This window comes from Pseudoalteromonas obscura (assembly GCF_030135505.1).
GTDB classification, from domain to species: domain Bacteria; phylum Pseudomonadota; class Gammaproteobacteria; order Enterobacterales; family Alteromonadaceae; genus Pseudoalteromonas; species Pseudoalteromonas obscura.
Window position 1 is genome coordinate 455,366 of the sequence record NZ_JASJUT010000003.1, and the last position, 22,315, is coordinate 477,680.

At 40.7% G+C, this 22,315-nt stretch carries 24 protein-coding genes; 3 read left to right on the forward strand and 21 right to left on the reverse strand.

Annotated features, from left to right (window positions below):
- Nucleotides 1-71: 71 nt before the first annotated feature.
- Nucleotides 72-971 (reverse strand): sulfite exporter TauE/SafE family protein, encoded by a 900-nt coding sequence (locus tag QNM18_RS09985; protein WP_211010344.1) that lies wholly within the window; start codon nucleotides 969-971, stop codon nucleotides 72-74.
- Between the two features lie 513 nt (nucleotides 972-1,484).
- On the opposite strand from QNM18_RS09985, the gene QNM18_RS09990 reads away from it, so the two are divergent.
- A complete protein-coding gene (locus QNM18_RS09990) occupies nucleotides 1,485-2,153 on the forward strand; it encodes a helix-turn-helix domain-containing protein (protein WP_211010345.1) in 669 nt (222 codons plus the stop codon).
- Between the two features lie 177 nt (nucleotides 2,154-2,330).
- On the opposite strand, the gene QNM18_RS09995 is transcribed toward QNM18_RS09990, so the two are convergent.
- From QNM18_RS09995 to QNM18_RS10040, 10 genes are all read right to left on the reverse strand, one after another.
- Complete coding sequence (locus tag QNM18_RS09995; protein ID WP_284137084.1) at nucleotides 2,331-2,831, reverse strand: GNAT family N-acetyltransferase; 501 nt, start codon at nucleotides 2,829-2,831, stop codon at nucleotides 2,331-2,333.
- A gap of 309 nt (nucleotides 2,832-3,140) precedes the next feature.
- Entirely contained in the window at nucleotides 3,141-3,761 is a 621-nt protein-coding gene (locus QNM18_RS10000) for a hypothetical protein (RefSeq protein WP_284137085.1), read from the reverse strand.
- 146 nt (nucleotides 3,762-3,907) lie between these two features.
- Entirely contained in the window at nucleotides 3,908-4,525 is a 618-nt protein-coding gene (locus QNM18_RS10005) for a hypothetical protein (RefSeq protein WP_211010348.1), read from the reverse strand.
- Nucleotides 4,526-4,787: 262 nt separating this feature from the next.
- Nucleotides 4,788-5,366: a nucleoside/nucleotide kinase family protein gene (locus tag QNM18_RS10010; RefSeq protein WP_284137086.1), complete on the reverse strand. Its 579-nt coding sequence runs from the start codon at nucleotides 5,364-5,366 to the stop codon at nucleotides 4,788-4,790.
- A 14-nt stretch (nucleotides 5,367-5,380) separates the two neighbouring features.
- Nucleotides 5,381-5,815 (reverse strand): hypothetical protein, encoded by a 435-nt coding sequence (locus QNM18_RS10015; protein ID WP_284137087.1) that lies wholly within the window; start codon nucleotides 5,813-5,815, stop codon nucleotides 5,381-5,383.
- Nucleotides 5,812-6,447, reverse strand: a complete 636-nt coding sequence (locus tag QNM18_RS10020) for a Vat family streptogramin A O-acetyltransferase (RefSeq protein WP_211010351.1) — start codon at nucleotides 6,445-6,447, stop codon at nucleotides 5,812-5,814. Before QNM18_RS10020 ends, QNM18_RS10015 begins: the two co-directional genes overlap by 4 nt.
- A 19-nt stretch (nucleotides 6,448-6,466) precedes the next feature.
- Nucleotides 6,467-7,000: an RNA 2'-phosphotransferase gene (locus tag QNM18_RS10025; protein WP_284137088.1), complete on the reverse strand. Its 534-nt coding sequence runs from the start codon at nucleotides 6,998-7,000 to the stop codon at nucleotides 6,467-6,469.
- Between the two features lie 79 nt (nucleotides 7,001-7,079).
- Nucleotides 7,080-7,370 (reverse strand): hypothetical protein, encoded by a 291-nt coding sequence (locus tag QNM18_RS10030; protein ID WP_284137089.1) that lies wholly within the window; start codon nucleotides 7,368-7,370, stop codon nucleotides 7,080-7,082.
- Between the two features lie 87 nt (nucleotides 7,371-7,457).
- The gene (locus tag QNM18_RS10035; protein ID WP_284137090.1) at nucleotides 7,458-8,351 is read right to left on the reverse strand and encodes a helix-turn-helix domain-containing protein; all 894 of its coding nucleotides are present in this window, start codon (nucleotides 8,349-8,351) and stop codon (nucleotides 7,458-7,460) included.
- 86 nt (nucleotides 8,352-8,437) lie between these two features.
- Nucleotides 8,438-9,484 carry a S66 family peptidase gene (locus QNM18_RS10040; RefSeq protein ID WP_284137091.1) on the reverse strand — a complete coding sequence of 349 codons (1,047 nt, stop codon included), beginning with the start codon at nucleotides 9,482-9,484 and terminating at the stop codon, nucleotides 8,438-8,440.
- 290 nt (nucleotides 9,485-9,774) lie between these two features.
- Here QNM18_RS10040 and QNM18_RS10045 point away from each other — a divergent pair, with 290 nt between their 5' ends.
- Nucleotides 9,775-10,095: a hypothetical protein gene (locus QNM18_RS10045; RefSeq protein ID WP_284137092.1), complete on the forward strand. Its 321-nt coding sequence runs from the start codon at nucleotides 9,775-9,777 to the stop codon at nucleotides 10,093-10,095.
- 66 nt (nucleotides 10,096-10,161) lie between these two features.
- On the opposite strand, the gene QNM18_RS10050 is transcribed toward QNM18_RS10045, so the two are convergent.
- The 6 genes from QNM18_RS10050 to QNM18_RS10075 form a co-directional block, all read right to left on the reverse strand.
- Complete coding sequence (locus QNM18_RS10050; protein ID WP_284137093.1) at nucleotides 10,162-12,345, reverse strand: OsmC domain/YcaO domain-containing protein; 2,184 nt, start codon at nucleotides 12,343-12,345, stop codon at nucleotides 10,162-10,164.
- Nucleotides 12,346-12,641: 296 nt separating this feature from the next.
- Nucleotides 12,642-12,860 carry a DUF6500 family protein gene (locus QNM18_RS10055; RefSeq protein ID WP_211010358.1) on the reverse strand — a complete coding sequence of 73 codons (219 nt, stop codon included), beginning with the start codon at nucleotides 12,858-12,860 and terminating at the stop codon, nucleotides 12,642-12,644.
- A 137-nt stretch (nucleotides 12,861-12,997) separates the two neighbouring features.
- The gene (locus QNM18_RS10060) at nucleotides 12,998-13,228 is read right to left on the reverse strand and encodes a hypothetical protein (RefSeq protein WP_211010359.1); all 231 of its coding nucleotides are present in this window, start codon (nucleotides 13,226-13,228) and stop codon (nucleotides 12,998-13,000) included.
- Between the two features lie 284 nt (nucleotides 13,229-13,512).
- Complete coding sequence (locus tag QNM18_RS10065) at nucleotides 13,513-13,713, reverse strand: tautomerase family protein (protein ID WP_211010360.1); 201 nt, start codon at nucleotides 13,711-13,713, stop codon at nucleotides 13,513-13,515.
- A gap of 18 nt (nucleotides 13,714-13,731) precedes the next feature.
- Nucleotides 13,732-14,097: a nuclear transport factor 2 family protein gene (locus QNM18_RS10070; protein ID WP_211010361.1), complete on the reverse strand. Its 366-nt coding sequence runs from the start codon at nucleotides 14,095-14,097 to the stop codon at nucleotides 13,732-13,734.
- Between the two features lie 16 nt (nucleotides 14,098-14,113).
- Complete coding sequence (locus QNM18_RS10075; RefSeq protein ID WP_284137094.1) at nucleotides 14,114-14,725, reverse strand: glutathione S-transferase family protein; 612 nt, start codon at nucleotides 14,723-14,725, stop codon at nucleotides 14,114-14,116.
- Nucleotides 14,726-14,877: 152 nt separating this feature from the next.
- Between QNM18_RS10075 and QNM18_RS10080 the strand changes: the two genes are divergently transcribed.
- Complete coding sequence (locus QNM18_RS10080; protein WP_284137095.1) at nucleotides 14,878-15,774, forward strand: LysR family transcriptional regulator; 897 nt, start codon at nucleotides 14,878-14,880, stop codon at nucleotides 15,772-15,774.
- Here the strand turns inward: QNM18_RS10080 and QNM18_RS10085 are convergent.
- From QNM18_RS10085 to QNM18_RS10100, 4 genes are all read right to left on the reverse strand, one after another.
- Nucleotides 15,764-16,663, reverse strand: a complete 900-nt coding sequence (locus QNM18_RS10085; RefSeq protein WP_284137096.1) for a helix-turn-helix transcriptional regulator — start codon at nucleotides 16,661-16,663, stop codon at nucleotides 15,764-15,766. The two genes, QNM18_RS10080 and QNM18_RS10085, sit on opposite strands and share 11 nt — an antisense overlap.
- 81 nt (nucleotides 16,664-16,744) lie before the next feature.
- Nucleotides 16,745-19,834 carry an efflux RND transporter permease subunit gene (locus tag QNM18_RS10090; RefSeq protein ID WP_284137097.1) on the reverse strand — a complete coding sequence of 1,030 codons (3,090 nt, stop codon included), beginning with the start codon at nucleotides 19,832-19,834 and terminating at the stop codon, nucleotides 16,745-16,747.
- On the reverse strand, nucleotides 19,831-20,979 hold the full coding sequence (locus QNM18_RS10095; protein ID WP_284137098.1) for an efflux RND transporter periplasmic adaptor subunit: 1,149 nt from the start codon (nucleotides 20,977-20,979) through the stop codon (nucleotides 19,831-19,833). Before QNM18_RS10095 ends, QNM18_RS10090 begins: the two co-directional genes overlap by 4 nt.
- On the reverse strand, nucleotides 20,969-21,856 hold the full coding sequence (locus QNM18_RS10100; RefSeq protein WP_284137099.1) for an ABC transporter six-transmembrane domain-containing protein: 888 nt from the start codon (nucleotides 21,854-21,856) through the stop codon (nucleotides 20,969-20,971). Before QNM18_RS10100 ends, QNM18_RS10095 begins: the two co-directional genes overlap by 11 nt.
- Nucleotides 21,857-22,315 lie beyond the last annotated feature (459 nt).

The window sequence follows — 22,315 nt, forward strand, 5'->3', positions numbered from 1 at the left end:
TTATTTTTTTAATCGCATGGTTAATTAAATAGAAAGTCGCTTCTACAGTCAAACAAATGTTTAAACTTTGTTCAGGACAAGACACTTCCAGACCACAATTCATAACTTGTAAAAGACACTTCTAAAACGATAAGCAGCAATAAGAAACTCACAAGTTGGCCAACTTTAACTTTCGAGCAGACATATGCTCCTAGCGGTGCACCGACGACCACAATAGGAATAGCGGCCAATAAATAGCTTTCTATTTGAGGTGTAATGGCACCTAAATACCAAGCATTCATGGCGCTGCCAATCAAAGATGTAAACGCCATTACAACGACAGACGTTGCGGTCGCTTTTTTAATATCCGCATTGTAGGCAATGACTAGTAGGGCAAATAACGCAATATCAGAGCCAGATCCAACTAACCCGCTGGCAATTCCGCCAACAAACGCCACCACCATGAATCGCAAAGTATTTGGTTCAATCCGCTGTGCGCTGTGCTGATGGTGCGCTTTTCGCCACCAACGCAATAACATGGTGACCGCGAAGCATAACAGTAAAAAGCTGAAAATTGACTTTACAAGTAATCGAGGTGCGATAGGTGCCACAAACATTAAGCTTAAAACAACACCAAAGGCTGACATTGGCAATGCCAGTAGAACTAAATTGGTATAGATCGGTATGCGACGACACAAAATTGTAATTGTCGCTGCTGTCATACCAAAACTTTGAATGGCCAAAGAAAATACTTTGGCAGTACTCGGCTCAATAGCCAATACCTTGGTCATGACAGGAAAAGCTACCGCTCCACCTCCAAGCGCAGTCCCTCCCGCAACAAAAGAACCCAGCGCCATAGTCAACGCAATTTCGAATTCTTGCAACACCTGTAGCATTGCGCTTGAAAACCCTTGCATCCAAATTAAGGTCGCATAAATCAGCAAAGTGAAGTAAAGCGGCCAGGTTGCCGGCTGTCTCAATTTTTCTATCATGGTATTTTTATGTCCCTGCAATCATGACTCGCAGTTTAACAAACGAAAAATAGCCCTGCGAATAGTCTGATTGGACCATTAGGGAAAGAGCCTAATTTGTCGTTTGTGGAAGTTTTAAACAGCATTGCGCTTGCACTGAGGATTAACTTATTTTGTACCTACTTACATTTGACATAGATCAACTTGACAAATTAAAAACTCACTCAACAATAGGCACCAAGACTATATTTACTTAAAAAACATAAAGTTAAAGAAAAAAACCGCTTTGCTATTTTGTTTAAAAATAAGCCATATAAAAAAATTAATAACCGTCACAAATACATAAAATGACACTTTTTTAAACTTTAACACTCATTTACCACACAATTCGTTCACTTTTCGTTGATATCAATTAGCCGTTCATGTTTAATTAATCACACGATTAATTAAATAGGTACCGTCACCAATCGTACTTACTGAACATCAGAAAAGTCGATACGCCTATCGAAATCGTATTTGTAAAGGAGAATGCATATGTTTTTGGGCTGCACAAAAGAGCTTTCTAGCGTACTTAAAGCAATAGAGTTGCTTAAAACGTCAATTGTTGAACGCTCACTAGATGGAATAGTATTTCAAGAAGCGATGTCGTTTGCCGAATCGGATGAGCTGTATTTAGCTTTAATTGATAAATCCAGCTTAGAGGTCAAAACAGAGTTTTTACGCTCATTTCCACTGGATTTTAAAGAGGATTTACTCACTGTTGCTAAGGTAAAAAAATTCAAAAATATTAATCTATTAAAGAGCTTATGTAAGGATAGAAACCCGTTATCTGATATCACTATTTATGATTTAGATAATCCAAATTCAAACTTTTTGACGCTGGTCGCGTTCAACAATAAGCGTTCCAATCGAACTGCGCCCGCTTCTTACTTAATTGAGTTAGTACTGCCCTATCTGCACAAAGCTCAAATTTCTCGCTATCAAAATGACAAAACCTCTCGCTCTCCCATTCAGTCGCTGACGAATCGAGAAAAAGAAGTTCTGGACTGGATTTCATCTGGCAAGACAAATGGAGAAATTGGCATGATCTTAGGAATTAGCCAGTACACAGTCAAAAACCATGTTGCGAAAATCCTAGAAAAGCTCAACGCTCCTAACCGGTCAGCTGCGATGGCCTTAACCAAAGAGCTAGGCTTTAGCTAAACAAAGTTTCCTTACAAATACTCGAAACTATTAATAAATTCATTTGGCCGCTACAATTGCTGCCAAATGAATACCAACATACTAACGAGCCACACCATGACTAGGTTTTTTTAGACTTTAGTTAAATGTGGATTTATTGATTGCTCTGCTCGCTCGCCAGTTTTTTGTATGCTTGTTTTAGAAGTGAATAGCCAATATCACACTATTTTGTGAACCTGCGCTGCGCTTTTGTGGATCATGAAAAGTATCAACAATTGAAAACCCTGCTTTTTTCATCATCCCTGCTGAAGCTAAGTTTTCTTCATGTCTTTCAATTAAGACTGACTTCGCCCCCTTATTTTTGGCTAAATCAAGACAGTGATTCAAAAGCTGTGTGGCTATTCCCTTACCACTATGTTCGGCTGATACGACAACATCACCTATAAAGGACATGTGCTCTAAGTTTGCATATTTATTAAGGTAATCAGGACTCGATGTACCATCAATCAAAACGGCCATACCAACTATTTCATCCGCTTCCAAGGCCACCACAGCATCAGCTCTGGCACACTCGATCAATGCAAACTCATCATCGACACCCGCAGGGGTCAGATAATTCCATTCGTTTGGTCCATGTTTCCATAACAATGTTTTTAAATTGGGCAACTCCGATAAGTTTGCTTTTCTGTAATGCGTCATAGAATGTATACTCCTTTGTCATGTTATCCCACCACATTATCGTCATTACCGGTATGCATAGTTAACCCAGCGATGAATTAACCCGCAAACATAACGATACTAATAATAATTGTGCTCGCATATTTAGAACAGCTATTTAACCACAAAAACACTGTGATGTTTTCAAATGCAGCAATAATATGAGACAAGCAATATAGTATAACCCCCAAAAACGTACTTTTGGGAAATGTCAAATAAGGCCGTTAACTCCCGGAGATTTGAGTAACAACCTGTAATTAACGGCGTGTAGTCACATCACAATAAATTGATTTATACAGTCGCTGGCTTTTTACCTTTTGTAAAAATGGTCAAATTGAGCTCTTGAACCAGTTTATCAAGCTTTGTGTGGTTTTCTTTATTTAAGATTGTTTGGTAAATCCACGTATAATATTCATTCTTTTCAAGCAGTTTTCTTGCACCGCTTTCACCAATAAGTGAAGACATTGCGCGATATTCTAAATAGCAAACAATCAGGTGTGTCAATGTGCCACCTTCCGTACCGCTGCCCAATGGCCTTTGATACTCGACTTTAGGAAATTCCTTTTTGATTGCCCCTTGAAACTCATCGATAGTCCCCTTCCCGTTCAATACCACATGCCAGTGAAATTGCTCGTGAAGAAAGGTAGATAGCACTTTCATATCATTTTTTAAATAAGCATCAGCGGTATTCATGGTTAGTACTGGGTGGCTGTGTGGCACTCTTGCACTTTCATTAACCAATATATCTTTAGTATAAACCCAGCGCTCAATATCATATTTAGATAAAAGTTCATGTATAGTATTTTTTATTTTAATTTCTTTCCCAGAATCATTCGCCGTTTTTATTGACACATTCGCATTCGACACAAAAGGGATCAGCACTAAAAATAAAAGCATAACTACTTTAATCATTGCACAACCTATTTATTATTTTATTTAGATTTAATATACACCAATATTATAAACAGAAAATGAACGTTAAAGCATATTGAATCACCAACTCAATGCTCTAAAAGCCAGAAGTGTACAAAACATCACAGCTTTACGAAAAGGAAAAGCTAGCGCATTGTGGCACAACCTTTTTTTGCAGTCACAACTGCGATAAGAAGAAATGCACAACCAATCACGCCGTTTGTATAAAAATCTAACGACAAACCAGCATTAAAGCCTTGAGTAACAATTACAGCAAGCATCGCTCCCCAACATACAACTGGGATCAACAGTAAAAGTCCGATACTACGTGTAACTCGGTTAACTAAAAACGCAGCTGCATTGAAAATAAACGATATAACCATGCAAATCATAAAGCTCCCTATAAGCAACGAAAAGCCAAACGATCGACTATCCGAAATGCCCTCACCAAACACTGAAGAGATAAAAATCCATATCGTAGCAATCAACAACGATGCGCTAGAAATATAAGCGAAGCAAGCCCCACCTCGGGCATATAGCGGGGCTTGGATAGATACCCGTGGATATAACTTGAGAATACCTAAAACACCTGAAGCAAGTCCGATGATCGCCGGGATTGCCGCCCAAAGTAACGACATTTGGTATCCTGAAAAATGCCTGAGCCATAAACACACTGTATTTATTAACATAAAAACGCCAGCGATTAAGAACAGCCTAGTATCCCAATTTGTAGTGCCTTTGGTCATTTTATTTGTGTTTGTCATATTCTTCCCCTATCCATATTTTGTTTATCAGCATCACGCTTTGCCATAGCTTTCGATGTCTGACGACTCAAACGTGCATTGTAATTATTGGTGTTATTGTGCTTGATAAATACGAAGTTATCGTCCTAACGGGCCCGTTCGAACTTTTTTATTGCAAATATTTTCAATGAGTTAGAAAATTTTGGTGTTCTTCATAAATTACGGCTATTAAAAGCCTGGCAATCTATGTTGAATACAATTCAGGTTAAGTATGATCTCTGATTCAAAGGGGGGGATCAGTGTGCTTGAATGAGCAATTGACTACAAGCTCTTGCAGAACAAAGTCGGCCAACGCCTGTTTGGGCATGACGCTGTTTATTCTTAGGTCGCAGCTGTCTCGAGTTTGCTCAAGGACATTTGAATAGACATCTCTTAGGTAGTCTTCATATTCCGATAGGTATTTTGGTATGGCGGTCAGTGAATCACTGTACGGGCTGTTGATATTTCTTGAGATCACTCGCGCCAAGCAGATCTCAAGTGGTATATCCAACAAAATAGCATAGTCGGTATGCTGCGCCATAGCGCTCCTACATTGTCCAAACGGCTCTTCAATCACAATAAAAGGGGCTTTGGTATGAAGCTTTAAATGCTTGAGCGCAGCAACAAAACGTGGGGTCGTTATTTCGTCAACATTACAACCTCTTTGCAGCCAAAGCTTCATATTTTTTGGATAAGTATCCGCATCAATATAGTCATCGAATACTAGATATGGACAGTCTAACTTTTCTGCAAGACGTTTTACGAGTGACGTTTTACCACTCCCAGACACACCACTGATTGCTATAACTGTTGTTTTACCCATTCAAGCGTCTACCACTAACCTATGTACGCTTTATGTCTAAACACCCTACACTGCCATGCTAACCCCACCATCACTATTGCAAGCAAGTTGACCGAAATAGAGACCGTATCAAAATTGAGTGATAGGCCAATAACGGAAAATGGGTTCAGTCCAAAGCTCCACTGTTGCCATTTGACTGTTACAATTTGCAGTAAACTCATTGCGAGCAATGGCGTTACAATAAACAAAGGCTTGTTTTTCCAGCTGTATATAAAATATGCGTATAGCACAGTGAAAAATGCCATATAACTCACTTTAATATAATCCGTAAAACCGACAAATTTATCACTACCATTCACAAAGAGTACTAAGGTAATTAAATTTAACAGTAATGTTACTACCAAAAGTGAAAAACTTAATTTATACCTTTTCAAGGATTTAAACTGAATATCCAACTTCTCTTGCATCATTTATTTGCCTTGCGTAGTTGTTCCAAATCACTTCCTACAATCGCCTCAAGGTGCTCTGTCACTTTATCGGCAGGCCAATCCCACCAAGCAATATCTTGCAGCGCATCGATGATATTTTGCTCAAAGCGCTTTTTTATCACTTGAGCAGGATTACCGCCCACAATGCAATATGGCGGAACATCCTGAGTGACCACCGATTTGCTGGCAATAATGGCACCATTACCAATTTTTACTCCGGGCATAATTGTTGACTCGTAGCCAATCCATACATCGTGCCCTACCTCTGTATCACCTTTATAAGGTAACTCTCCATCTTGAGGCATTACTTTTTCCCAGCCATTACCAAATATTTGGAAGGGGTATGTCGAAAACCCTGACATTTTGTGGTTGGCACCATTCATTATAAATTTGACACCAGTGGCAATTGCACAGTACTTTCCAATTTTGAGCTTATCGCCGATAAAATCAAAATGATAAAGCACATTTTTTTCAAAGTTTTCAGGGCCAGCGGGGTCATCATAATAGGTGTAATCTCCCACTAGAATATTGTCAGAGTTTATAAAGTTTTTTAAAAAGCCAACCTGAGGAAACCCGGTTAAAGGGGATTTATTGTCTGGATTTGGTCCGTTCAAAACAACTCCTTAATTGTATTTATCTGTCGAATAAAAGCTTATCAGCAGGGACATGGTCCACTAGCCACACATTGTTTTGGGTTTTATAGAACTTGGCACCCAGTTGAAACATGCTGTTCGCTTTGATACCCAACAACACCGCGTTGCCATAACGCTCTCCAACAGCTATCGCAGTCTGCTTAGATTCTGTTAAATGAACGTGGTGCCGCTCACCTTTTATCAACCCGCTTTGCTTAATTGACCGCATAAACCGAGTTGCCGTGCCATGATATAAAATATCAGGAGGGGTTATTGGCGCTAGGCCTAACTCGACTTGAACTGAGTGTCCTTGATTGGCGCGGATCTTTTTACCATCCTCACTTATTGCAAAGCGTTGTTTGTCATTTGAGTTTACGATGGATTGAATAAGCTCATACGATAGTGAAAAATCTTTTGAATTTTCAATCAATTCCTCTATCTGAACCCAACCTTGGGCATCCAGCTGGACATTAGCCAACTCAGGCTTATGGCGAAGAATCAAACTTAAGTATTTAGATATTTTCTTATTTTTCATGGAGCTTAATTTATCCTATTTATAGCGATAAATTAAGCTCTTTTTGCGATATAATCAAAGTAGTAAATATACTGCTATATCAATATTCGGAAGGCTTTAAATAAAGAATACGAGGCGGCGCAGACATAAACGCAGTCAAACTTTGCATCACACCGTTACCATCGATAAATTGCATATAATTTTTATGGTGCTCAACACTTTGCCAATCTTCGTCAATCAGCATAGTAGTCTTGCTCTTATCAAAGCTGATTGATACTCGCTGACATCCTGCAAACCCTTTTACAGTAGGCACATTTTCAGTTAAAAAACTATCCAACAGTGCGGACTTTGTTTCACGTAACTGACATTCAATAATCACTTTTACAGACATATTTGCTCCTCAGTACAATAAGTCACACCAGTTTACGCTGAGAAGTAAAAGTAAATGCCGTAATTCCAGAAAAGTAACGCTTTTCGGTCAACGCTTCATCGCACCTTGTTTTGGTGTCTCACCATAATGATTTTTATAAGCTTTGATGAAATGTGAGATATTGGTGTAGCCAACTTCAAGGGCAATATCAGAAACCGATAAACAACCTTGCTCGACCAATGACTTAGCGTATTCAACTCGTTGTTTGATCAACCACTGTTTTGGTGGCTCATTAAATTGATGTTTAAAGTCGCGTTGAAAACCAGATAAGCTACGACCAGATAGTTTTGCCAAATCTGCAACAGAGTGTTTTAAAACAGACTTATTTCCAAGTAACCTTTTTAGGTTCCTTCGCGCGGGCAAGGCATGATCAGCCATATTTAACATTGCAACCACCTCATCAGCACTTACTTGACGTAGGATAAATAACAGCTCTGTGAGCTTAATATGGAGTATAGGATCAATATCCACTCCTTGGTCAACGCACAACCTAAGTTGCTCGAAGAAGCCTTTAATTAAGCAATCTTCCAGATGTAGTGAAGTTGGCGGTGGTTGCTTGCCCTTGGCAATCGGCGTCAATTGATAAGACAGTAAAAATTGTTCAATTACACTTCTGTCAAAAAATACCAGCCACGCTTTTAGATTCTGTGTACTGCGAACAAAGTCAGAATGTAGGTTTTGACCTTGACATAGTAAAACTGATTGCCCAGCGCTAACTTTGATCAGCTTATTATCCCAGCATGTCAGTGTTTCAGAGCCTTCTTCGACATAGACAATACACAGCTGATTGGTATAAAACTCAATATCGAGTAGATTTTGCTCTAAATCTTTGCTGTAAATGGCTGAGCCGTTGTGAGCTGCCATTTTACTTACATCCGAAAGCGCACCGAGCGCCTGGGGGATCACCAAAACATGTTGCTGGCAATAATTTGCAGAATTCATCCTTGTTGCCTTATCTAATTTAAACATTACAAATCGGTTACATGCAGATAATTTAGACTAGTTACAGCAGTAAAGTGAAGGAAGAATTACAATTTAAACGGTGATTCCAACGCCTTAACCTTTTGCTTTTGAACATCGATTTCAATATTTATGCCCAATGGCAATATCATTTGCGGATCTGTGTGCCCAAAATCCAAGTTGGTCACTATTGGTAGCTTGTCACAGCCAAACTCTCCTTTAACGACCGATAAAATGACCTCATCAAGCAACTGTTTTTCGCATTCACTAAAATCCCGTGCTCGGCCAAAAATCAGCCCAGAAAGTTGCTCAAATACCCCCATCACACCATAGTTACGCAGCCAATACCTAACATAATCAATTGAAGGTTTCTCTTGGGATGTTTCTAGAAAAAGTACTTTACCTCGCCAAAACTCTTGGTTTGGCCAGTATTGTGTGCCTTTTAGCATTTCAAGGACCTCAATACATCCACCAAATAAGGGTCCACATGCTTTGCATTTTTTCGCTGAGTCGCCTTGATAGAATCTTGGCCCGGTATTGATTTGTAGTGGTTCAAGCTGCCCTACAGAGTTCGGTTTCGACCAATCAGGGTAGCCATCACTGAAGTGGGAAAACACAGGTAACTCGGACTCATTCCACTCCCCAAATAAAAAAGATCTAACATACGATTGATACTCTTCAGACATATTATGGATCTGAGCAAATCCAGCCATTACAGAAGGTCCATTAAAGGTCACTATTCCTAGCTGATGTATAAGTGCAGACACAGCCGTAAAATCAGAGTATCCCATGATAAACTTGGGATTGGCCTTAATTAGATCTGCATCCAAATACTTTAATATTCTCGCAGAGTCTGAGCCGCCGATTGTCGCAATTATTCCATCTACATTTTTATCACCAAAAGCGCGATTTAAGTCTTGGGCCCTTATTTGTGGGTTATTGAATACTTCGTCTATATCCATAGTCGCTGTTGGATATTCAATAACGTTAAAGCCCAGTGCTTTTAAATTTTTCAACCCCTGTTGATAAACCTTCGGAAATACAGATGGCAGGCCCGTTGATAGTGACAACACGGCGATATTATCACCCGGTTTTAATTGCTTTGGCTTAATCATTTTAGCGTCCATTTCATTTAACAATATCAATATATTAAAACAATTTTTTAATTACTACTCTTAAATACATTTACAGATAAAAATCACCAAATGCCAGAGCCAGTGAATTGAGCGGGTTATTTGTTATTTAATAGCCCCCACGTTGTGCACTTTTTGTAATTTATGAAAAACCCTGTTAGTGTGAAAAACACACATATCAAACGGAATATCTGTTTTTTGATTAATAGAAGAATGAATTCCCCATCAAAACGGGGAGAAAATTTAGTTAAAAGCACAATACAGGAGTTGTTATGTTCTGGATTATTAATATTGTAGGCGTAGCTATTGCCTTATACTTTGTAGATCTCGAATCCAATTCAGTTATTCAAAGTGTGATCAGCCCAATTGTAGTCGCGACACTTTTTCTTACTATGATTATAAAACTGTTTATAAACAGTAAAGCGCAATCTGCTTCTTATATGAGCAACAGTGGAAATGGCAGTCATTCAGGCAGCCCTTTCATATATGGGTCAGAGAAAAATAAGCCCTCTGGGGATAGTGACTCCAGCAGCAATAGTTCTAGCCCTAGTTCGAGCTTCGGTGACGGCGGCGGTGGCGGTGGCGGAGAATAAAACGTTATCCAAATACAAAAAAAGCCTGCGTCAATAACCCCGCAGGCTTTCTAATTTTGCTGTTAGTTACTTAGCAGCCAAAGCAGCTCGTGCTTTATGAAGCTTGGTATAGCTTTCAATCAGCTTAAGATGTTTGTCCAACCCTTTCAGTTGAGTATTGGTTTCTGTTAAGCCATAGAATTTAACATCACCATTAATCGAGCCAATCACATTGTCCATGATTTCTTGACCAAACATACGTGACAAGTTATGGATATAATCTTCAATCTCTAGCTCTTCATCAAGGGCTATTTCTAAAACAGTCTGCATCGCTTGATAGAACAAACCACGCTCAACTGTGTTGTCATTGTATTGAAGGAAAGACTCAACCAAATCCATTGTTTCTTCTAAATCACCCAGCGCCAAATAAATTAGCAGCTTGAGTTCAAGGATGGTTAACTGACCCCATACCGTGTTTTCATCAAACTCGATACCTATTAACGTAATGATATCGGTATAATTATCCAGCTGGCTTTCTTCTAGACGATTGACTAAATCAGCTAGCTGCTCATCTGAAAGCCTGTGCAGATTAAGTATGTCTTCTCTATACTGCAGCGCTTTATTGGTATTATCCCAAATCAAATCTTCCGCAGGGTATACTTCTGAATACCCAGGCACCAGAATACGACAGGCAATGCCTAAGTCGGTAAATTCTGCGACATACGCTTCCTTACCTTGCTCTTTTAAAATCGCAAATAGTTTGTCGCACTCTTCTTCGTTAGTCCCGGAAAAATCCCACTCAACAAAGTCATAATCTTTCTTCGCGCTGAAGAAGCGCCATGAAATCACACCCGTTGAATCGATAAAGTGTTCAACAAAATTCTCCGGCTCAGATACCGCCATGCTGTTAAATGTCGGGCGAGGTACATCGTTTAACCCTTCAAAACTGCGGCCTTGTAGTAGCTCAGTTAAACTGCGTTCAAGCGCAACTTCTAAGCTTGGGTGTGCACCGAACGAAGCAAATACACCACCAGTTTTCGGATTCATCAAGGTGACACACATTACAGGAAACTGACCACCTAAAGATGCATCTTTAACAACGACAGGAAAGCCCTGCTCTTCTAGCGCTTTGATACCATCAACAACACCAGGGTATTTGGCAAGTACATCTTCTGGCACATCAGGTAAAACAATTTCTTGTTCAATGATCTGCTTTTTAACTGCACGTTCGAAAATCTCAGATAAACACTGTACTTTGGCTTCAGCTAGGTTGTTGCCAGCGCTCATGCCATTACTTAAGAATAAGTTTTCAATCAAATTAGACGGGAAATAAACCGTTTCACCGTCTGAGTGGCGAGTATATGGAATAGAGCAAATCCCGCGCTCGACATTACCCGAGTTTGTGTCAATTAGGTTTGAGCCCTTTAACTCACCATCTGCATCATAAATTTCGCGCGTATATTGATCTAAGATTTCACTTGGAAGCGCATCATTTGGACCCGGCTTAAACCATTTTTCATTAGGGTAATGAACAAAGTCACTGTTTGCGATTTCTTCGCCAAAAAACTGATCGTTGTAAAAGAAGTTACAGTTTAAGCGCTCGATAAACTCACCCAATGCAGAGCAAAGTGCGCTTTCTTTTGTCGCCCCTTTACCATTAGTAAAGCACATTTGAGATGCCGCATCTCGGATATGCAATGACCAAACATTTGGTACAATGTTACGCCATGAAGCAACTTCAATTTTCATACCTAAATCGGCTAAAATCCCTGTCATATTAGCAATCGTTTGCTCTAAAGGCAGGTCTTTACCTAGGATAAAGGTGTTTGCTTCTTGCTCGGGCTTAACCATTAACATTGCTTGCGCATCATCATCTAAACTTTCAACGTCTTCAATTTGAAAGTCAGGGCCAGTTTGAATAACTTTTTTCACAGTACAGCGGTCTATTGATCGCAAAATGCCCTTTCTGTCTTTTTCAGAAATGCTTTCAGGTAGCTCAACTTGAATTTTAAAAATTTGATTGTATCGGTTTTCAGGATCAACAATATTATTTTGAGAAACACGAATGCCGTCTGTCGGAATGTCTCGCGAAACACAGTAAACCTTTACGAAGTAGGCCGCACAAAGTGCTGATGAAGCTAAGAAATAATCAAACGGACTAGGTGCCGAGCCATCACCTTTATATCGAATAGGCTGATCAGCAATAACACTAAAATCATCAAACTTGGCTTCAAGCCTAAGATTGTCGAGAAAATTAACTTTAATTTCCATTGAACTCTTCCACAGTTTTGTGCGACTACCATAGAACTAAGGTGACTTCCTCAGTAACTTGGTAGCAAAAATTATCTTAACTGTGTAATTATCTTCTTTTTCACGCCAATAGTCTTGGGTTAATTGCAGATAAGGAAAAATAAATGATGTTTTGGCAGGTTTCTGTGACTGAAATGGGTGAAACTCCTCCTCAGCTATTGTTATTTCTTTTCTTACTCAGCAACTCTTACATTCACATTGGTAACATTGAGTGCAGCTTGCAGCACATAAAGCCACAGAGCGTGTGGCCGTGCACATTACAAACCTTGTAACACCATGTCTTTAATCTTGTGCGCTTTTTCAAAATGATCTAACCGGTGAGTTTGAATCCACCAAGTTGCGGCTTCCATCAGTAACTCTGGATCACTATTTTTATTGGCAAAAAAAGCGTAAAAGGAAACGCCAACATTGCTCCCCTTTTTCTCTATTTTTTGGTCGCAGACTTGTACAATTTTCTCTCTCAGGCTTTCTCTCATTATTATCCATTTATACCTTACATCTGATATAGGGATAAATTATACGCGAATATAATAAATATTAAATAAAAATAGTATTTATGGGACTTGCAAACAACCAAAGCCATTTACAACTCCCACACTTTTATATTACTGGGTTAGCATATTGTTGTTTCACAACAGCCCGTTCCATTAAAGGTAACATAGTTGGAGTTACACGTATCATTTAAGGTTTTAGAATAGCAATGCTGCGTACATGCACCTAAGTTATTGCTATTGCAATAATTTGAAAACCGGCCACCACCAATTGCAGGAGTTGCATGCTTTGGAATATTTTGGTTATTCGCACTTAGAGATTTAAAGCTTTTCTTTTTTAAATTTAACTTCATTTCATTAATCCTTATGGTTTAAGTTCGATAAAAACAATACATTAAATCTTAACGATTTCAACCTTCCCTTGTTAAACCTAAAAAACAATAATAAAACTTAAAATCAGGCACTTAGAAAAAACAACACTTTAACAACAAAAAAGCAACCTTTTCCAATGTGAAAATTTTTAACAAATTCAAAACTCTATAATAAATTCAAATAAATAGCCAAAATCCATAATAAATCAGACATTAATTAAAATAAAAATGCACTATTCACTTTCCGCCATTCAACAATACACCCCTTATTTCTTTTCCCTCAGAACAGAAACCTGATCATAGCCGATACCCCAATTGTCAGTTTCTACTTCATCAATCACAACGAAAGTCGTACTGGGTACTTTGTTCAATACAGATACCATTAACTGTGTTGCACCACTTATTAACGCCTGTTTTTGCTCTTTCGTGACACCCTCTTTTGTCACTTTAATATTGATATACGGCACTTTGTTCTCCTTTAATATTTAGATATCAGCATACATTTTATTGACAATGCGCCACTGCCCCAGCTCTTTCAATAAACCTAAAAAATCCACATATTCACGCCCAAGTAGAGGGCAATAGAGTTTAACCAAAGCCTGCTCACCAACAATATCGAGCGAAATGACTTTGTAGTTGTACTGCTCTCCTTGCTCAAAAGGCACGGGCCGCCTACTGACCAAAGCTAGCCATTCTTCTCTTGTTCGCCTTATCTCTGGCGCTTTAAGCACTGCACACTCACAAAAAATATCACGTAATTTTTCTACATCTGCGTAGTACAACCCATCGCAATAGCGCTTTATCACGTCATTTACCTTGTCAATCTCTGCAAAGTTATCTTTATTATTCATTGAGGCCGCCCTTGAGTTAGTTGGACTGTTCGGCGCTAACAGCTGCTTTAAATGAGTCACGCTCTCTCACTCTATCCAACATCTGTTGTACATTATCTGGAATTTGAATATCGACAAAAAAATGCGCTCCCCAGCTCGCATACACGGTTAAAAATATGTCTGCTACGCTAGGTTGCTGGCCACCTAGAAATGGACCGAGATGCGCCCGAGATTCAAGCCTCATCCCAACAGATTGCCACACCAGGCTGATCTGCTCAGCTGCTTTCTTCAAAAAATGTTCCCGCTCGCTCACACTTTCAATATTGTGCGTAGCAAAAAACAATCGGCCATAAGCTGGGTGCATAGTGGCATTGGCCAACATCAGATCCTCTATGGTTTGTTGCTGTTCTTTGGGATCTGATGACCAAAAACTGCTCGGATGTGATTGAATAAGATGAAGCATAATCGCTGCCCCTTCTGTCAATACCTTGTCTTGCGTCACTAACGCTGGCACATTACCAAGCGGGTTTATCGCTGTAAAATTCTCTGTATGTAACTTATTGATCAATGTGAACTTTTGCTTAAGTTCTCGTAAAACAACCTGCACAGCTAGCGAACAAGCACCGGGCATAAAATATAGGGTATACATACGCTTTTCTTCCTCTACGTTTGTCTATAGTCCTGAAATTGAAACCACTTCAAATTTCTTAAAGCCAGTGTAGAAAAACTCAACTGTCTTATATATAGTCACAATACGAACCATATGTTTCCCACAAGGAAACAGTGTAGAGGAGTTTAAAAGTGGATAAATTACGTGCATTAGAAATATTCGTTGACCTTGCAGAGTATGAAAGCTTTACCCGCGTGGCAGAATTAAGAAATACGACCAAATCCATGGTAAGTAAGGAGATGTCAAAGCTCGAACAACACTTGGGTGTACGCTTATTGCACCGCACGACACGTAATCTCACTTTGACTCATGCAGGGAAAGCCTACCTAACTAGCGCAAAAGATATTCTGGCAAAACTTGCTCAAGCAGACTCTCGCATTCAATCACACACAAATGTGGTAAAAGGAAAGCTCAAGGTGAATGTACCAATGGCACTTGGTCTCACTTTATTGGCCGAGTTTTTCAACAACTTTATGCGCCAACATCCATACATTGAGTTAGATATTCATTTAAGTGATGAAGATATTGACCTTGTTGAGCACGGCTTCGATCTTGGGTTTCGTGCAACAAGCAAGTTACTTGATTCAAATTATGTAGGCAGGCCACTCACCCAATTTAGCTATAAAATCTGTGCATCCTCCGAGTATATCGATAACCATTCAGATATTGTTGAAGCCGCAGATCTACAAGAGCACAATTGTTTTGAATATACTTACTTTAAAAACAAACATATTTGGCCTATCGAAAACGGCATAGCTATCAGTGGCTCATTGAAAGTAAATAGCACACCATTTATGCTAGAAGCCATTAAAGCAGGTCATGGTATTGGTTTTTTACCTGACTTTGTATGTGATAAAGCACTTGCAAATGGGGATGTGGTTGAGCTCCTAAGGCACTGTAAAAAGCCACACTTGACTCTGTACGCGCTGTATCCAGCAAGACATTTTGTGCCTGACACAGTGCTCACCTGTATCACGTTGCTAGAGCAGTATTTTGCCAGTTTAACAGCCCACCACATTACATCATGACAGGCACTTGAAAGGAAAAAGTAACACCACCAGTTACCGTCATTTCTATATCGCGTACAATTTCGACAAAATAACCATTTGGATCTAACTGATATCCAGCAGACTCAATGGTTTTGAAAAGTTGCTCTAGTGCAACACTGTAGCCTGCGTCGGACACAATATATACATCGCAACAAAAATAATGGCCTTCGGGCAAGGAAATTGTGTGTTCAGATGCGCAAACTTGCCAATCCCCTATGCTTGTTTTGATATCTTGCCAGCTATTTTCTAGCTGGTTGACGGGCGTCACCCCCATGATTCGTGTTGATCTCTCACCAAGTGTTTCAAAGATTGTGTCCCATTCGGTGCTAATGTTTGGTAGTAATTTCATACCTCTTTGCGGATACCAGACCAACTCACAGGGTAAATTTTCAGCGAGTTTATTTTCTAAAGAACCGCATTCATCAGGATGTGCAAGCTTTGCAAGTATTTCGGCCGTCTGCCTCGGCGTACCTGTCACGCCCATGGCGCGGATCTGTTTTGCTGTTAAACCCAGAGCATTTTTTAAAGCCTTACCCAAAGACTGAGATGATGCAAATCCACACTCGTGAGCTATATCGATAATTTTATAGTCCTGTTCCGAGAAAATATAATGGACAGCATATTGCAAGCGTACTCGACTCAGGTATTGCCCAGGCGTTTCTTTAAATAACTCAGAGAATTGGCGATGGAAATGAAAAGGAGATATCGCACTTTGCGTGGCTATTTGTTCCCAACATAAACCAGACGCAAGGTCTTCATGCATTAATTTGAGTGCAGTCACGAAACGCGTTTGTAGATTCTTTGGTAAGGATTTCAATAAAGCGTATTCTGGTACCAAAATAAATGGTGTCGGTTTGTTTTCTGACATAGGCGCGATAGTTGTAACGAAAGCCACAACTATCGCGCGCTATTTCAAAAAATGCAAATAACAGCCTGTAAGCAATTGTAGTTAAGCGGTTTGCTCTGCCAACAACACATCTCGACTTTTAGGTTGCTTACGACAAAAAAGTCCAAGTAATACAGGAATTAATATCAGTGTCACAGACGTTGCAAACAACTCTCCAAAAACCAGAGCAACCGCCGCAGGTTTTAAATACTGTGCCTGCTCTGCTTGCTCAAAGAGTAGTGGTAACAAACCACATACGGTAGTTATTGTGGTTAAAAATATCGCCCTAAATCGGCTTGCTCCAGCTTGACGTAAAGCGTCATCCAGTGACATGCCACCACGGTATAAGTGATTAAAACGCGTGATCAAGACCAAAGAGTCATTCACCACGATCCCTGTCATCGCCATCATACCAAACATCGACAATAAGCTGATCGGCAAGTTCATTATGTAGTGGCCAAATATGGCCCCAGCAAATCCAAAGGGAATGACCGCCATAATAATCAATGGCTGCCAGTACGACTTAAGCGGGATTGCCAACAAGATATAAATCAAGATTATCGTCATTAACATCGCAGACTTGAATCCTTTGGACACTGCGGTTATTTCTTCAAACTCGCCACCAGCTTTAATTTTTACACTTGGAAATACGTGCTCTAAACGGCTAATTTCGCTTTGCAGCTTAGCCATCACCTCCTCAGGAGATTGAATATGCCGATCTTGTTTCCAATAAATGTTTACAACTTGCGCTCTGTCCCTTCTATGTAATACATCTGGCACCTGCTCGAAACTAAATGTTGCAACATCTTCTAATCGAACACTATCGCCATTGCTCAAAGTTAGTAAACTGGCTTTGAGTTGTGCCAAATTTTGCCGCTCATGTTTTGCATACCTAACCAACACTTTGGTTTCTTGTCCTTGATCCAATATCCGGTGTACCTCTCTTTGCCCAAATGCTTCTCCGGCAAACTTTGCAACTTGATGCTGAGTCAAACCAAGCTGTTGACCGTAATCATTCAGCACAATTCGTACTTGCAGCTGACCACCTTTTGCGTCGTCATAAACATCAGATACTCCTGCTTGTGACACCAGCACGTCAAAAAGCATAGAACTGACTTGCTTTGCGATTGCTTTTTCGGGGGCCGTAATAGAAATAAAAGTACCACCTGCAGGGGCTTCTGCTGCGGAAAATTGCACAGAGTAAGCGCCTTCAATAATGCCAGTTTGTTTGCGCCAAGTATCCGTAAGAAGATAACTGGGTAGTGTACTCAAAGACTCACTGGTAAGCTCAGCAGTCACTTCAATGTCGCCATAACCATCTGACCATCCGAGTAAATTTACGATAGGCTTAGACGTCAGTAGAAACTCGGATTGTAATTTATTCGCAACTTGATTGGCCGAACTTTCCAATTGTTCCAATGCTTTTTCCTGCAATTGTAACGGCGCACCATCTTGCAAAGACACTTTAGCCGTAATGTATCGCCCAGGGATTTCAGGAAACACCGAGCTACGGATGGTCCCTGTTGACCACATGCCGTATGCAAGGGTAATAAACGCTGTAAAAAATAAGATGCTAGCTGCTTTATAACGAATTGAGACACCCAATATTGGTAAGTAGAGCCGCGATTTCACAGTTGCAAGCCAAGTTTGAGCACCTTTCTGTATTCGGCTGATAAATGAGTTTGATTGCTCATTGTATGCGGAAGCGCCTAAATGAGAAGGTAAAATGAACTTACTTTCAATCAATGAAAACAGCAGTGCTATTATCACCACCACGGAAAAACCTGCTAATAACTTAGCAAGATCGTTATCGATCCAAAGCATCGGAGAAAAAGCAGCAATCGTAGTAAGGGCGCCAAATATTGTAGCGACAGATACCGACTGCACACCTTTAAACGCAGCTACTTGTCCATTTTTACAGGTGCCACGCTTGTCGTATATAGCCTCACCAACCACCACAGCATCGTCAACCAGTATACCGAGCACCAGAATAAAGCCAAATAAGGTGATATCGTTAATACTGTGGTCGGTCAGTTGTAACGCTCCCAAAGTACCAAAAAGCGCAACTGGAATACCGGCAGATACCCAAAACGCTAATTTTAAATCTAAGAAGATCCCCAGCAATACAATTACAATGAGTAAACCTTGCCACGCATTGTTACCTAATCTAAAAAGCTGCTCTTCAATATAAGGGGCCATATCCGCCATAGTATTGAGATGGACATCTTCGGGCAGCTGACGGCGCAATTGTGCTAACGTGTCGTTCACCGCTGCACTCACATGTAACAGATTGTCCGATTGACTCGTACTCACTAATAACGCAATGGCATTTTGTCCATTATTGCGCACAATTGAACCTGTTTGTTGATAATCACGATAGACGTGTGCAATATCCGCAACGCGTATTGTTCCAGTCGCCTTTACGACAACAGGCACGTTTTTAAGCGCTGTAACACTATCTGCAAAGCCATCGCCCCGCAGCAACAAACGGCCACTCTCACTTTCTAGTTCACCGCTTCTTGTTTCCAATGAGAATTGCTCTATTGCCGACGCCACATCCTCTAAAGTAATACCTAGCTGCGCAATCTTAATTGGATTAGGCTCAATCACTAGCTGGGGACTGCGGCTTCCCCAATTGTCGACACGAGAAATATCCGCATGCTTTTTTAGCGCAACTTCAACTTGCCTCGCAATTGGTTGCAAACTGCTATTTTCTCTTTGCGCTGACACGATCACAAATGCAGCCAAATTAGTAAATTCATCTTTGGCAACAATGGGTTTTTCAGCAAGTTCGGGAAAACTCACAATGGCATTCACACGATTTCGGATATCATTCAAAAGCGTATCAATATCTGTATCAGTGGTCTTTCTAACGGTCACTGTCGAAAGCCCTGCACTTGACTGGCTGACAACTTGCTTGATGCCTGCAACTCCGCTTATTGACTCTTCAACTCGTTGCGTAATACCCTCATCAATTTGCGCAGCTGTACCACCGGGATAAGGCACTGTAATGGTGATGGTTGATGGCGGGATCTGCGGAAAGGACTCAACCCTTAACTGCCCTAACGCGAGTACACCACTGGCGATAATCGCCAGCATCAATAGGTTTGCTGCCACCGTGTTGTCGATAAACCATTTGGTTAGCCAGCTCATCGAGCACCTCCGTTATCTGCAAGTTGAACCGGATTTGAAAGCGCTTCGACTTGTGTTCCAACAACCATGCTGAGTAGCGGATAAACCACTACTTGCTTAGTACTATCGTTTATTTGATTAAAGCGAATGTAGGTATGTGTGCGGCTTTTCGAAAGGATCTCAATTGACTCTTTTTGCAAAGTACCGGCAGCATCTACAGTCCAAACGAAGCCATCTCTGGTTAATGCACTTTGTGGCACTTTAAAGGACTGTGGCTCTTGAGCTAAGCCAATACTCACCCGCACAGGCTGGTTTGGCATGAGCTGTGCATTCAGTTCATACGGATCCACAACTTTTAAAATTAACTGTCGCTGCCTAGTTGTTAGGTCCATGCGAGGCGCAATATACCTGACTTGGGCAGGCCATTGACCGCCAGAGCGGTCGGTCACGCTAATTTCAAGCTGTTGATGTTGCAGCTGGCGCTTAAGCCTGCGCCAAACTGGTTCAGAAATGGGTAAAACCACATCAATACTGTCGCTTGCCGCGACTTCAAATAGCGCTTCTCCTGCGCTAAGCCAGTCGCCAGGACTCACGGCTCTCGATAAAATTACAGCATCGTATGGGGCAACAATTTGCGCTTCTTCAAAGCGCTTTTGCATACTTTTGAGCATCAGCTTTGCCTGACTCAAATCCGCTTTTGCTGCCGTAACTTGCGGCTCTCTCTTGGCAAAACTGCTCTGGTTTTTACTCGATAACATACTCAAGGCAACGGACTGTTCGTGAAGCTGTTGCTCCAATGCCAACTCTGAGTGATACACACGACTTTGTGCCTGCGCCAATTCTGACTCAAGGTGAGTTGTATCTAACTTTGCCAACGGCGTCGCTTTTGTCACAAGCGCTCCCGGCTCTAACTCGGTATCTAGCCATGCTAATTGCCCTTCACTCGTTACTTTTAACTGTGTCAAAAAGCGAGCACGCGTATTACCAATTAAATCCAGTGATGGTGTATGAGGCTGAGCTACTACCGTTGTCGTTGATACTGGTTGCTTAATGCTGTGGTTTGTTTTTGCAATTGGTGCTTCAATAGCGAGTTCATCCACCACGATTAGCGCCATAAATATCGCACAAACCCCTGCGCCAATTGCCATTATATTCTTATACTTCATAGCCAATTTCCTTTTCTGTGAGTACTTGTTCATTTCGGTTGAGGCGCTGTGTTATCTCCTCTAGACGTGACAAAACTTGCAGTGTTACAGGCAACATAATTGCTGTATCAACAAATTCGAGAGAATAAGTGAGGATAGAAAAAACCTCTCCAGTGGTTGGGTTTGGGAGCAAGTTTACGAGCCATAAATTGCCAAGCACCGACATAAATAACAGCGCAAAAATAAAGCCGTAAACCAAAGCCTCTGTATCTGAAAGGGCAATCTCATGCTTTTTTAGTTTTTCTAAATGAGCGCTCAATGCTGCAAACGGTTTGCAGCTTAATATTTTGACTTGTTGTTCCGTTTGATCATTTAATTTGCCGTTTAAGCGCTTAAAGGTCCCGTGACAACAGGCGTAGACGAGTAACATGGCAATACTAGCTATCAACACACTCAGTGCAAAATACGCATGAAATGTAGCTAATATAATAACAATGGATACCAATTGAATCGCGGCCGTCAGCAAAGCGGGTAAGTCGTTTTCAAGAAAGTCGACTAGCTCTCTCGACATGGTTAATCGCGCATTTTTTGCAGAAACATCCGCCCCTCTCAAATTGTGCGCTACGGTTTCGGCCAGCTTAACGCGAATATCACCATATACCCGCGTATCGTAAAAACGACGCATCACGCTGATGACGATTAAACCAAGTAAGCTGGCAGCAAACCCTAGTAGGGGCGTGGTATCTTGCGCCAACACACCATCGATTGCATAACCGATCAATAATGGCAGTAAAATAAGAAGGATGTTTTCAGCTATTACCATTAACCAAGTAATGGCAACTTTAAATGGGCTTAATTTCACCACTGACCAAAGTGAAATGGAGTTTTGAATGGACATATTATGCTCCTGAGTACTTCTAGAGCAGAATTATGACCAATTCTAAAAAGTAAAAAGTGTCCTCACTTGCTGTTTTCAATGCCCATCGGCTTTATCAACAATGAATCGTAAAACATGGATTGCGGGGCGAGCCCACAATGACGGACCTTAAACATCAAAGACCATATGACAGGTCTTAGACACCAAAGCACTCTTCCCCTCGTCACCCTGAACTCGTTTCAGGGTCCATAGTGCAAAAGTCTGATGACAAAGCGCGTCGCACTGACATTATTGTCATCTATAACAACAATCCATCATCAATAAATATGGATTGCGGGGCAAGCCCACAATGACGAATCTTAAACATCAAAGACCATATGACAGGTCTTAGACACCAAAGCACTCTTCCCCTCGTCACCCTGAACTCGTTTCAGGGTCCATAGTGCAAAAGTCTGATGACAAAGCGCGTCGCACTGACAT